The following is a 12539-nucleotide window of genomic DNA, read 5'->3' on the forward strand; positions in this document are numbered from 1 at the left end:
ATTTTCGCGTGTCTGCGGTAACTGTACTGACTGGTGGCAGTAGCCGTCGGTTAGTCCAGAATTCGACGACCCGACGGCGACGCGTCCGCCTCATAAATCCGAACATACGTCGCGCGGCGACGGTCCGCCGGCCCGTGAATACGCTTATAGGCTGTCGTGTGGATAGTCACCGCGACCCATGCACGCGCGCTCGTTCTGGGTGCTCGACGACGCGGACGAGCGCCTCGTCACGCGGCTCGCGACCGGCCTCGGCCGTACCCCGGCTCGAGTCCTCGCGTACCTGCTGTTGCGGGCCGACCGCGAGTCCGAGCCGGCAACGACCGTTCACCTTCGGATCGGCACCGGCTGCAACCGCCCGGCGATCAGCGACGCGACCGCGCGCCTCGAGGCGCTGGACCTCCTCGAGCGGTCGTCCCTTCGGGGTGACGACGCGGCGCCGGGCCGCCCCCAGACGGCCTGGCAGCCGACCGCCGGCGTCGAGTCGACCGTCCGGCGCGTCTACGACCGCCACGGGCAGGCGCTGCTCGAGCAGGCCGAGGCGTGTCACGCGACTGGCGCGGCGGACGGGGTGAACGGGGACGGTACGGAGAGTCCGGACGGATCGGAACACTCCGACGCGGACGGCACTGACGCCGACGATCCCACCCCCGTCACGCTCGCCGTCAACTGGCGGCCGAACGCCCTCCACGCGCCGATCTACGCCGCGCTCGAGGCTGGCTGGTACGAAACCTTCGGCATCGACCTTCGGGTCGACCACTGCGACGGCTCGCGGCGGGCCCTCGAGCGCGTCCGAGCGGGTGCGGCCGACATCGCTATCGCCGGCGCGGCGACGGTCGTTCGCGCGCGTGCCGCCGCCGAATCGGTCGTCCCGATCGCGGTCTGCTACCAGCGGGCGATGACCGTCCTCTACACCCTTCGAGACGTCTTCGGCGAACCGTTCCGGAGCGTCGCCCAACTCGAGGGGAAACGCGTCGGGATGCCGCCCAGTTCCGAGACCCGACTCTTGGGCCGGCTCTTCCTCTCGCAGACGGCGCTGGGTGAGGGCGTCCAAATCGTCGACACGAACGGCGAGGAACGGGATGCGCTCCGCCGCGGCGACGCGGACGTCGTCACCGGCTCGTTTTCAGATCCCCGCGCGCTCGAGCAGCGGGGCGAGCGCGTCGATGTCCTCCCGCTGGCTGATCACTTCCCGCTCTACGGCCCGACGCTCGTCGTCCGCCGGGAAGCGCTCGCGGAGCAACGGCCGGCGCTCCACGGGATGCTCGCGGGAACTACTGCCGGGTGGGCCACAGCGTGTCGAGATGCGGGACCGGCGGCCGAGCGAATCGTTGCGCGCCGCGACGAGGGCCGCCCTGACGAGCACCGCGATGACGACGGCGAGTCCGCGGACCGGATCGAGGCCGAGTTCGACGAAGCCGCCGCGGAGTTCGGCGGCAGCGACGCCGTCACCGAACACGGCTGGGGGTGGCAGCGAGAAGCGATGTGGGACCGGCTCCGAACCGCGCTGACGCAGGCAGAACTCCTGGCCGACCCATGATCGACCTCGAGAACGTCACCGTCACCTTCGACGAGTTCACCGCCGTCGCGGACGTCGATCTGACGATCGACGAGGGCGAGTTCGTCACCGTCGTCGGCCCCTCGGGTTGCGGCAAGACGACGCTGCTGCGGACGATCGGCGGCCTGCAGGAGCCGACGACGGGCCGCGTCCGGATCGACGGCCGCTCGCCCGCCGCCGCGCAGGCCGGGGCCGACCTCGGGTTCGTCTTCCAGCGCCACACCCTCTTTCCGTGGAAGACGGCCCTCGAGAACGTCACCTTCCTGCGAAAACTGGCCGACCAGCCGCCGAACGAAGCCGACGCGCGGGCCTTGCTCCGCTCGATGGGCCTCGAGGGGTTCGAGGACGCGCGGCCGGCCGAACTCTCCGGCGGGATGCGACAGCGGGTCGCGATCGCGCGGGCGCTGCACCTCGGCGCCGACGTCCTCCTGATGGACGAGCCGTTCGGCGAACTCGACGAGATCACGCGCGACGAACTCGGCGTCGAGATTCGGGACCTCTGGCGCCGCGAGCGCAAGACCGTCGTGTTCGTCACCCACAGCGTCCCCGAGGCGGTGTTTCTGGCCGACCGCTGTCTCGTCATGTGCGACCGTCCCGGCCGACTCGAGGCGGCGTTCGAGATCGACCTCCCGGAACCTCGCGACGCGTCGGTCTTCGGCACGCAGGCGTTCCAGGAGCAGGTCGCAAAGGTCCGGGAGACGCTCCACGAGAGCTACGACACGGAGGCGAGAGCAAGCGATGACTGAGACTGGAAGCGAGCCCGCGACCGACCGAACGGACCGGCCGGCGTCTCTCGAGCCGGGAGCCGGTACCGGCCAGCGTCACGCGGCGCTCGATGTCCTCGCGCCGACGGCCGCGCTCGCGGTCGGCATGCTGTGCTGGTGGGCCGTCACCGCCGCCGGGACCGTCCCCTCGTTCATCCTCCCGTCGCCGACCGCAGTTGCAGCCCAGTTGCTCGGCAACCCCGAACTGTACGCGCAGAACGCGCTCTCGACGCTCGAGAAGGTCGTCTACGGCGGCAGCGTCGGGATCGCGACCGGCTTCCTGCTGGCGGTACTGGTCGCGTACCTGCCGTGGGTTCGGACCGCCGTTTACCCCTACCTCGTGGCCGTGCGCGTGCTGCCGAAGATCGCCGTCGCGCCGCTGCTGTTGATCTACCTCGGAACGGGGACGCAGACGGCGATCGTCTTCGTCGCGCTCATCGCGTTTTTCCCGTTGGTCCTGAACACGGCGGCGGGCCTCGACCGGGCGCCGACCGAACACCGCGAACTGCTGCGCTCGGTCGATGCCGGCGCGCTCGAGCGGATCGTCTACGTCGACCTGCCGTACGCGCTGCCGGACGTCTTCGCGGGGCTCAAGCAGTCGGTGACGCTCGCGGTCGTCGGCGCCGTGGTCGGCGAGTGGGTGATCGCGGACGACGGATTGGGCTTTCTCGTGTTGATGGGGTCGGAGAACGTCCGGCCCGAGGTCATGCTCGCCGCGCTGTCGGTGCTGCTCGCGCTCGGGCTGGCGCTGTACGGATCGGTCGTGCTCGTCCAGCGCGGTATCCGGCGACGGCTCGGACTCGAGGCGATGGACCGGCGGTGAGTGCCCGCTCGAGTAACCCACGCTTACGCCTCCGCCCAGCACAACCGCTCGATCGCCACCGGCACCAGATAGAACCCGATCCCGAGTCCCGAGAGGACGACCAGCGCGGCGTAGGTCTCGGCCGTCTCGAGGTAGGTCGCCGTCTCGAAGACGCGGGCGCCGAGGCCGGCCCGCAGGGTGACGAACTCGGCGACGACGGTTCCGACCACGGAGAGCGCGCTCGCGATCTTGAACCCGGCGACGACGCTCGGGGCCGCTGCGGGGACGCGGACGAACAGGAACGTCTCGAGTCGCGACGCGCCCACCGACTCGGCGAGGTCGAGGTAGGCGTCGGGGGTCTCCCGCAGCCCGTCCAGCGCGGCGATCGTCACCGGAAACGTCGTCAGCGTGGCGACCAGCGCCGCTCGAGCCGGGATCCCCCGCCCCAGCCAGAGGAACAGCAGCGGCGCGACCGCGATCACCGGCGCGATCCGCAGGGCGACGACGTAGGGCAGCAGGGTGCGGGTCGCCGTCCGCGAGTGCGTCATCGCGAAGGCGAGGACGAGGCCGACGAGTCCGCCGGTGGCCAGACCGAGCGCGGCGGTCGTCCCCGTCACGATCGCGTCGCCGAGCAGCGTCGGATACGTCTCGAGCAGCGCCAGCGCGACGTCGCGCGGCGACGGCAGGATGAGCGTCGGAAGCTCGGCGGCGACGACGGCGGCGTGCCACGCGGCGAGTAGAACTGCGAGGACGATCGCCGGCGGCAGGACCCGCCGGCCGACGATGACGAGTCCGTCGCGAACGACGCCCGATCGCGTCGCTGTCGCCGTCCGAACCTGCTGTCGATGGTGATCGGCCCGTCCGTCGCTCATCGGTTCTGTCGATCTCCCCTCGCTACGAGTCGGTCGATTCGGCGTAGTCCCCGATGGACTCCGCCTCCGCGTCGAGATAGTCGTTCGTCCACACCGTCTCCGGATCGACCTCGCCCTCGAGCACGTCGCCGTCCGCGAGCGTCTCGTAGGTCGCCTGCCACGGCTCGGACTCGCTCCAGCCCCACCCGTGCTCGGCGACGGCGTCCGAGCGCATGTACTCGGCGTGCATTCGGTCCCACTTGTCGCGTTGGTTCTCCCTGACTTCCTCGAGTTCCGGCTGGGCCGCGACGAGGTGGTCGATCGCCGCCTCGGGATTCTGCGTCGCCCAGACGGCACCTCGCGCGGTCGCCCGGAGGAACGCGCGGACGGTGGCTCCGTTGTTCGCTGCGAACCCCTCGTCGGTGGCGATCAGGTGCCCGTAGGAGGGGATCGCCTCGTGGATCGACAGCACGTCGACCTCGGCGTCCTGGTGCTCGGCGTCGACGACGTCGCCGAACACGCCGCCCGCGGCGTCGATCTCGCCCGACAGCAGCTGCTGGACCGTGTCGAAGCCCGAATCGACGTACTCGACGGCTTCGAGAACGCCGTGGTGCTCGAGGTAGGCCTGCGTCATCTGCCGGACCATTCCCGGGCCGCTGCCAACCGTCGCCCCCTCGAGCTGCGCGGGGTCGGTGAGCTCGCCGAACCCGTCGCGGGTGGCGAAGACGACGTTGGGGTTGCGCTGCATGACGACGCCGACGCACTGGGGCGAGAGGCCGCGGCTGTTGACGTTGAGGAGCTGATCGGGGCTCGAGACGGCGAACTCGACGTTGCCGAGGCCGGCCTGGTTGGCGGCGAAGTCGGAGCCGTCGCCGCTCTCGATGTCGACGCTCTCGAACCCTTCCTCGTCGTAGAACCCCTCCTCGTGGGCCGCGACGTAGGGTGCGTGGAGGCCGTTTATCTGCCAGTTGAGCAACAGCGTGACGTCGGTTACCTCGGGCTCGGTGCCGTCGGCGTCGGCGGGTTCGTCTTCGGCCTCGTCGCTCTCGGTCCCAGCCCCGTCGGCCGACGCGCTGGCGTTTCCGTTTCCGCCCCCGCCTCCGTTCCCCTCACCGTCCGCATCACCCCCGAGACAACCGGCTACTGCCGCCGCTCCCGTCACCGCGAGGAACCGACGGCGCGTGTGGCGAAATCGTGGCATGAGATGTCACACCGAGAGCGTCCACGGAGGTCGGGATAAAGGATTTGTATTAATGGTTAAGAGGTCGGGTCTGCACCGTATGACGGTCTGCTTCGGTGATATCTCGGGAATCGGGTTCCGCCGCTCGCTGCACGGACAGGGCGAACGATTTACAAACGCGACCGACCCCCGTGGTGCCCCGTGACGCGGTCGGCACGCTGACGGCACCGCGGGTTCGATTTTTGGGGCGGCACGGTGAAGCAACCGGTAGTGGTGCCCGTGATCGACCGATTCGACGCGCTCGAGCGGCTCCGACAGCCCGAATACACGGGCGAGAACCGCTGTCTGCCCTGTACGGTCGCGAACGTCGCGATCGCGTTCGCGATCGCCGTGGGGATCGCCGTCGCCTCGCCGCTCGCCGGCGTGCTCGCGTTCGGGTGCTGTCTCGCGATCATCGCCATACGAGGGTATTTGATTCCTGGTACGCCCACGCTCACGCAGCGGTACCTGCCCGAGCGCGTCCTTCGGGCGTTCGGGAAGGCGTCCGACGAACGGCCGACGGTCGAGACAGCCGACCTCGAGGACGCACTCGAGGCGCTCGTGGCGGCGGACGTCGTCGCGCGCGGCGCGTCCAGCCGGTCGTCGACGGAGGCGATCCGGCTCACTCCTCAGTTTCGACGGCGGTGGGACGACCGCCTCGAGCGGTTTGGACCCGGAGAATCAGCCAAATCCGCCGGGCAACGCGGGACCGATCCGACCGCCGAACGGACGCCCGACGCGACGGCCGTCGCGGAGTTTGTCAACCTCGAGCCCGACGCTGTCCGCCAGCGCGGCGAGACCACCTTCGAACTCGAGGGATCGCGGCGCCGCCGATGGGAGTCCGCTGCGGCGCTGGCGGCCGATATCGCCGCCGACCGCGAACTCCGCAATCGGCTCGAGGGGTGGGCCGATCTCGAAGTGGACGACCGTCAGGATGTCCTCACCGGGCTCCGACTGCTCCGCGAGCGGTGTCCCGCGCCGCCCTGTGACGGCCGGCTGACCGCGACTCGGGACCGCCTCGAACACTGCTGTCGGCGGACCCAGATCGGCCTCGAGGTCACCTGTGAGGACTGCGGCCGACCGATCGTCACGGTCGCCGCCCCCGAGGACGACCCGCTGCTCGAGTGGGTGGCGACGTCGGAGCGGGAGCACCGCGACGCCGCGGACGCTGCTGACGCCGCAGACGCCGACTGAGGGTCGCGACCGTTACTCGCGCCACTCCGGCTCCGTCCGCGGCGGAGAGAGCACCCCGAGACCGACAGCGGGCTCGTCGCTCCGGTTTTCGGCGCCGTGGCGCTCGTTGCTCGGGAATCGGTAGGCGTCTCCTTCCTCGAGGACGATCTCGCCGTCATCGACGATCGCCGTCAGCGTCCCCCGGAGCACGTAGCCGATCTGCTCGTGCTCGTGTCGGTGACTGGGTAGCGTCGCCCCGGGTTCGACCCGCCAGTACTTCATGCTCGCGCGGTCGCCCGTCGAGAGATCGCCGAGGTAGACGCCGTCCGCAACCTCCTCGAGGGTAGCGTCTACGGTCCGTCTGTGTTCCATGAAACCACTCACCACGACACGCATTGACGAGAGTTCGCTACGTGAAGCTTATTCCGAACTGGAATGACTGTATTTTCTCCACGAAGACTCGTATAAACGTTTCCTAGAAACGTTTTATTGGCCGCCTTCTCGTCACCAGTAGTGCATGTTACACAGTGACACGGTGCGGGTGTTTCACCTCCCGTTCTCGTTCATGCTGCCACAGCGGGTCGCGGCCGAACGCGGCTACTTCGCCGATGAGGGGTTGGACGTCGAGTTGCTGGAGCGCGACCGACGGCAGGTCGACCGGAAGTACATCCCCGCAGAATGGACGCTAACCGGCGACGACGACGTCGATATCTATCCGGTCTGCAAGTGGGAAAGCCTCCGACGCACGTGGTCGCTCGAGGACGGTCGAATCGTCGCCCACGGTGCGTTCGCCGACCTACCGTACACGCTCCACGTCCGACCGCAATCGGACTTCGAGTCGCCCGCGGACCTCGCGAACGTTCCCGTCGCCGTCAACCAGCGGACGGGCCAGGAGTACACCGCGATGCGCGCGCTCGAGGAGCACCTGCCTCCGGGGGACGTCGAACTCGAGCACTACGGGATGCCGACCGATCGGCTGCGAGCACTTCGGGACGGCGAGGTCGACGCCGCGACGCTGCTCGACCCCCACAGCACGCTGGCCGACCGGCTGGGGTTCGAGCGCCTCCTCGAGTTTCCGAACCACATCGGCGTCGTCGGCGCCGAAGGACTCGAGGGCGACACTCTCGAGGCGTTCATGCGGGCCTACGAGCGCGCCGTCGAGACGATCAACGGGAACCCCGACGCGTTCCGCGACCAGTACCTCGAGATGCTCGAGAAGGATGCCACGGTCGCGCCCGACCTTTTCGAAGACGTCGACCTCGAGGACCTCCGCGAGTCCGTGACGGTGCCGACGTATGAGACGCCGGAAATCGCGGCCGTAGACGACCTCGCGGGTCAACTCGAGTGGATGCAGAACCGCGAACTAATCGACGATAGCGCGGAGATCGAGACGATCGTCGCGCCCCCGCCGCTCGACTAAACCCATGGACATCGACACCCAACAGGCCGCGCTCGACGAGCACCACGACGACCCCGGCGACCTGCCGGTGATGCGAGCGCGGTTCGAACACAACGGCAGTCCGCGCTACCTGCTGTACACGATCAAGCGGTTCGGCTTCGACCGCGACCACGACTTCCACCTCGACGTCGAACTCGTCTCGGACGAACTCGAGAACGGCCTCGAGACCGTCGAGGCGAAGCTCCACGAGGGGGACGCGGACCTGATCGACATCGACTACATCTCGACGGCCCGCGAGCGGGTCGGCGGCGCGCCGATCGTGGCCTTCCACCCCTACGGGCGAACAGTGGGCGGACTCGTGGTCCCCGAGGACTCCGAGATCGAGGGTCTGACGGACCTCCGCAACTGCCGCGTCGGCGTCGTCCGCCGCCTCGACAAGAACTGGATCCTCACCCGCGCCGCCTGCCGGGAATACCACGACTTCGATCCCGAGGACGAGGCGACGTCGGTCGAGTCGGGTTCGAAGGTCGAACTCACCCGGATGCTGCGCGAGGGCGAGGTCGACGCCGCGCTCCAGTTCTGGCAGATCGTCCCCGAGATCGTCGAGACCGGGCCCTACCGCGAGGCGCTGCCGATGTCCGAACTCGTCCAGCGCCTCTCGGGGGCCGACGAGACGCTGCCGATCTCGACGTTCCTCACGAGCGAGGACTACCTCGCCGAGCGGCCCGACGCCGTCGAGGGGTTCAAACGAGCCTACGCGGACGCCGTCGAACGACTGCGGACCGACGATGACTGCTGGGACGAACTCGGCGAACGAATGATGTACGAGGACGACCCCGCCGTCGTCCGCGGCATCCGCGACGGCTGGCGCGAGATGGTCGTCACCGACTGGGACGAGGAGACGATTGCGGCGATGGAGCAACTGTTCGGCCACCTGCTCGAGGTCGCCGGCCCCGAGGCGCTCGGCGTCGACCACATTCCCGAGGACGTGTTCCGAACGGAGGTGGCGCCCTCGCAATGACGTCGAACGCGACGGAACCGGCGGACGCGACCGAGACGCGAACGACCGTCGACTTCCAACTCAACTGGGAGCCCAACGGTTTCCAGGCGCCGTACTTCCTCGCGCGCGAACGGGGCTTCTACGCGGACGAGGGCCTCGAGGTGCGGTTCGTCGAGGGCCACGGCTCGCCGTTCGCCGCCGAACAGGCCGCCAAGGGTCGGGCGGAGTTCGCGCTCGCCGGTGCGAGCGCCGTCCTCTCCGTACAGAGCCGGGGCCTCGAGCCGCTGGCGGTCGCCGCGGTCACCGGAACGACCCCGGCCGCGGTCTACACGCTGCGGGATACCTTCGGCGAGCCCCTCGAGGAGCCAGCCCAACTCGCCGGGTGCACGATCGCGCCGTCGGCGACGAAGACGCGCATCCTGGCGGCACAACTGCTCGAGGACGCCGGGATCCGCGACGAGATCGAACTGCTCGACGTTGACGACCACACGCACCACCGCGTCCAGCACAAGGTGCTCGAGGGCGAGGTGGACGCGGCGGTCGGCGTCGTGACCAACGGCTACGAACTCGAGCGCGAGCACGACCGGACTGCCGACGAACTCCCGATCGGCGACGCTCTCGGCGTCTACGGCATGACGATCGTCACCGAGCCCGCGTTCGCCGAGGCGAACCCCGAGACGGTTCGGTCGTTCCTCCGCGGGACGGCGCGAGGGTGGGAGGCGGCAACCAGCGACCCCGAGGCGGCGATCGACGTGCTCGTCTCGCGTAATGCGACGCTCGAGCGCACCAGAGACGTCGAGCGCCGGAAGTTCGAGACGGCCGCAACCGAGTTGCAGTTCACCGAGGTCGTCCGCCGCCGCGGGTGGGGGACCCACGACGGGCAGCGGTGGCGCCGACTCGGGCGAACGCTTTCGGAGACCGACCTGCTCGAGGGGGCGATCGATCCGGACGCGGCGTGGACGAACGAGTTCGCCGAAACGGACGAGCCGGTCCTCGCGAACTACGCGGACCGGGTGGACGACTAGTATGCGGGCCGTCGATCACATCAACGTCGACGTCGACGACCTCGAGGCCTGCTACGCCTTCTACCGCGACGTGCTGGGGCTCGAGGTTCGCCGGCCGCCGTCCGATTTCGTCGGTGAGCACGCGATGTTTCAGGTCGGCGACACCGTCGTCACGCTGGCCGAGACCGGCCGTGCCGAGGGGTGGGACGAACGCGGCCTCGAGCACCCGTTGGACAAGGCCCACCTCGCGTTCGAGACCGATCGAGCGCAGTACGAGGCGCTGCTGGACGAGCTGGACGGCCAGTTCCCCAAGCAGGGACCCTACGACTGGGACGAGTTCGAGGGGTTCTACTTCCTGGATCCGGACGGCAACCTGCTCGAGGTCGTCACGTACGATTCGCCGGCAGACGAGCGCGAGCGGCCGCTGCTGACCCACGACGACGTCGAATAAACTGGCGACCGGAACGAGCGGCTGGCGACCGGAACGAGCGGCTGCCGACGGCTTCAGTCGTCGGCGACCCCCTCGGCGTCCGCCGCCGGCTCGAGGCCGACCTCGATCTCCGCGGCCGCGGCCTTGTACTCGGGAATCTTCGATCGCTCGTCGAGCACGTCGTTCGTGAGCCGGTTCGCCGAGGCGGCCGCGAAGTGCGGCGTCGTCCAGACCACGCCCTCCTTGGTGTCCTCGGTGACCTGCGCTTCGACGGTGATCTCGCCGCGGCGCGACTTGAGGCGGACTTTCTCGCCGTCTTCGATCCCGTACCGTTCGGCGTCCGCCGGGTGGACGTCGACGAAGTTCTCCGGCGTCTGCCGGTTGAGCGTCGGCGACCGGCGGCTCATCGTCCCGGTGTTGTAGTGCTCCTCGAGCCGCGCCGTGGTCAAGATCAGCGGGTACTCGTCGTCGGGGGTCTCCCGGGGCGGCTGGTGGCTGACGCCCTCGATGTGGCCCTTGCCGCTCTCGGTGTCGAACTCGTGCTCGTAGAGGAACGGGTCGCCCTCGTCGCCGGGCTGGTAGCAGGGCCAGTGCAGCCCCTCCTCGCCGAGCAGGTCGTAGGTCATCCCGTGGTAGATCGGACAGACCTGCCGGAGTTCCTCGAAGACGTCCTCGGGGTCGTCGAAGTCGAACCCCTCGTCGAACAGGCGGGTGCCGACCTCCGAGAGGATCTCGAGGTCGTGCTTCGTGTTCTCGTGGACCTTTCCGACGCCGCGCATGCGCTGGACGCGGCGGTCGGTGTTGGTGACGGTCCCGCTGCGCTCAGCCCAGGTCGTCGCCGGGAGGACGACGTCGGCGTACTTCGCGGTTTCGGTCATGAAGATGTCCTGGACCACCATGAACTCGAGATCCTGGATCCGCTCGGCGACCTGATTCGCGTCCGGCTCGGACATGATGGGGTTCTCGCCCATCACGTACAGTCCCTTGACCGCCTCGCCGAACTGGTGGGAGATCTCGACGTTCGTCAGCCCCGGCTCGTCGGGAACCTCGAAGCCCCAGACGTCCTCGACGCGCGTGCGCGCCTCGTCGTCGTCGACCAGTTGGTAGCCCGGGAGGACGTTCGGCATCGCGCCGACGTCGCAGGTCCCCTGGACGTTGTTCTGGCCGCGCAGCGGGTTGACGCCCGTGCCGGGCCGGCCGAGGTTGCCGGTGATCAGCGCCAGGTTGATCTCGTTTTGCACGTTGTCGACGCCGCAGGCGTGCTGGCTCATCCCCATGCCGGTGAAGATGGCCGCGTTGTCGGCCTCGGCGTACTTCTTCGCGGCCAGTTCGATGTCCTCGAGCGGGAGGCCACACTCCTCGGCGGCGGCTTCCTTGTCGAAGTCCTCGAGAGTCTCCTGCAGGTGGTCGAACCCCTCCGTGCGGGCCTCGACGAACTCCTCGTCGATCCAGCCGTCCTCCGGATGCTCCTCGTGGTGCTCCAGGATCGTCTTGAGGACGATATTGAGTAGGGGGATGTCGGTCCCCGGATTCAGTTGCAGGTGCTGGTGGCGGTCGGTGTCGTCGATCTGGAACGAGCGGGTCGTCTTGTTGGCGTGAGGGTCGACCTGGATGACGGTCGCGCCGTCCAGCACGGCCTGGCGGAAGTACTGGCTGTTCGCGATGGGGTGTTGTTCGCCCGGATTCGCCCCTTGGATCCAGAACAGGTCGCACTCCTCACGGAGGTCGCGCATGCTGTTGGTCATCGCGCCCGCGCCGAGGCTGGTCCGCAGCGCCCAGACCGTCGAGGCGTGGCACATTCGGGTGCAGTTGTCGACGTTGTTCGTCCCGTACCGGCGGGCGAGTTTCTGGAGGAGGTAGTTCTCCTCGTTCATCGTCTTCGAGGAGCCGAAAAAGCCCGTCGCGTCCGACCCGTACGACTCGCGGATGCGCTCGAGTTCGTCGACGATGTACTCGAAACACTCCTCCCAGGTGGCTTCGCGGAACTCGCCGTCTTCCTTGATGAGCGGGTCGGTCAACCGATCCTCGTGGTCGACGACCTCGGTCGCCGCGCCGCCCTTGATACAGACCCGACCCTCGTTGACCGGGGCCTCGCCCCAGGGCATGAACTGTACGTCGCCCGGTTCCTCACCCTGCCGTACCTGGATTCCACAGCCGACGCCGCAGTACGGACAGATCGTCTTGACAGTGTCTTGGTTGTCGCTGGACATTGGTGTCGCCTCCGCGGTTTGCGGTCGAATCGCGTCACGAACGGTGACTACGTCGACGTCCATGAGTCTTTCTAACACTTATCACGAATATGCGCGGCTGCCGGACGGCTGAGTGGTGCTCGAGTCACTCAC

12 protein-coding genes are annotated in these 12539 nt (G+C 68.6%); 8 read left to right on the top strand and 4 right to left on the bottom strand.

Annotated elements, in window-relative coordinates; genetic code table 11:
• Nucleotides 1-178: 178 nt before the first annotated feature.
• The 3 genes from ATJ93_RS08155 to ATJ93_RS08165 are packed head-to-tail and all read left to right on the top strand — an operon-like array spanning nucleotide 179 to nucleotide 3142.
• Nucleotides 179-1537, top strand: coding sequence for an ABC transporter substrate-binding protein (locus ATJ93_RS08155; RefSeq protein WP_120244179.1), 1359 nt, complete (start codon nucleotides 179-181; stop codon nucleotides 1535-1537).
• Nucleotides 1534-2301 carry an ABC transporter ATP-binding protein gene (locus ATJ93_RS08160; RefSeq protein WP_120244180.1) on the top strand — a complete coding sequence of 256 codons (768 nt, stop codon included), beginning with the start codon at nucleotides 1534-1536 and terminating at the stop codon, nucleotides 2299-2301. The genes ATJ93_RS08155 and ATJ93_RS08160 overlap by 4 nt, the downstream gene beginning before the upstream one ends.
• Nucleotides 2294-3142 carry an ABC transporter permease gene (locus tag ATJ93_RS08165; protein WP_120244181.1) on the top strand — a complete coding sequence of 283 codons (849 nt, stop codon included), beginning with the start codon at nucleotides 2294-2296 and terminating at the stop codon, nucleotides 3140-3142. Before ATJ93_RS08160 ends, ATJ93_RS08165 begins: the two co-directional genes overlap by 8 nt.
• 23 nt (nucleotides 3143-3165) lie before the next feature.
• Here ATJ93_RS08165 and ATJ93_RS08170 read toward each other — a convergent pair whose 3' ends face one another.
• On the bottom strand, nucleotides 3166-3993 hold the full coding sequence (locus ATJ93_RS08170) for an ABC transporter permease (protein WP_120244182.1): 828 nt from the start codon (nucleotides 3991-3993) through the stop codon (nucleotides 3166-3168).
• A gap of 22 nt (nucleotides 3994-4015) precedes the next feature.
• The gene (locus ATJ93_RS08175; RefSeq protein WP_120244183.1) at nucleotides 4016-5173 is read right to left on the bottom strand and encodes an ABC transporter substrate-binding protein; all 1158 of its coding nucleotides are present in this window, start codon (nucleotides 5171-5173) and stop codon (nucleotides 4016-4018) included.
• Nucleotides 5174-5422: 249 nt separating this feature from the next.
• Between ATJ93_RS08175 and ATJ93_RS08180 the strand changes: the two genes are divergently transcribed.
• Nucleotides 5423-6385 (top strand): hypothetical protein, encoded by a 963-nt coding sequence (locus ATJ93_RS08180; protein ID WP_120244184.1) that lies wholly within the window; start codon nucleotides 5423-5425, stop codon nucleotides 6383-6385.
• Between the two features lie 12 nt (nucleotides 6386-6397).
• Here the strand turns inward: ATJ93_RS08180 and ATJ93_RS08185 are convergent, their stop codons facing one another.
• Nucleotides 6398-6736: a cupin domain-containing protein gene (locus ATJ93_RS08185; RefSeq protein ID WP_120244185.1), complete on the bottom strand. Its 339-nt coding sequence runs from the start codon at nucleotides 6734-6736 to the stop codon at nucleotides 6398-6400.
• 145 nt (nucleotides 6737-6881) lie between these two features.
• Between ATJ93_RS08185 and ATJ93_RS08190 the strand changes: the two genes are divergently transcribed.
• The 4 genes from ATJ93_RS08190 to ATJ93_RS08205 are packed head-to-tail and all read left to right on the top strand — an operon-like array spanning nucleotide 6882 to nucleotide 10218.
• Complete coding sequence (locus tag ATJ93_RS08190) at nucleotides 6882-7784, top strand: ABC transporter substrate-binding protein (RefSeq protein ID WP_120244186.1); 903 nt, start codon at nucleotides 6882-6884, stop codon at nucleotides 7782-7784.
• A gap of 4 nt (nucleotides 7785-7788) precedes the next feature.
• The gene (locus ATJ93_RS08195; protein ID WP_120244187.1) at nucleotides 7789-8784 is read left to right on the top strand and encodes an ABC transporter substrate-binding protein; all 996 of its coding nucleotides are present in this window, start codon (nucleotides 7789-7791) and stop codon (nucleotides 8782-8784) included.
• Nucleotides 8781-9788, top strand: a complete 1008-nt coding sequence (locus ATJ93_RS08200) for an ABC transporter substrate-binding protein (protein ID WP_120244188.1) — start codon at nucleotides 8781-8783, stop codon at nucleotides 9786-9788. Before ATJ93_RS08195 ends, ATJ93_RS08200 begins: the two co-directional genes overlap by 4 nt.
• Before the next feature lies 1 nt (nucleotide 9789).
• The gene (locus ATJ93_RS08205; protein ID WP_120244189.1) at nucleotides 9790-10218 is read left to right on the top strand and encodes a VOC family protein; all 429 of its coding nucleotides are present in this window, start codon (nucleotides 9790-9792) and stop codon (nucleotides 10216-10218) included.
• A 53-nt stretch (nucleotides 10219-10271) separates the two neighbouring features.
• On the opposite strand, the gene fdhF is transcribed toward ATJ93_RS08205, so the two are convergent.
• Nucleotides 10272-12407, bottom strand: coding sequence for a formate dehydrogenase subunit alpha (gene fdhF, locus ATJ93_RS08210; RefSeq protein WP_120245218.1), 2136 nt, complete (start codon nucleotides 12405-12407; stop codon nucleotides 10272-10274).
• Nucleotides 12408-12539: the final 132 nt, after the last annotated feature.

The organism is Halopiger aswanensis, from assembly GCF_003610195.1.
GTDB lineage: Archaea > Halobacteriota > Halobacteria > Halobacteriales > Natrialbaceae > Halopiger > Halopiger aswanensis.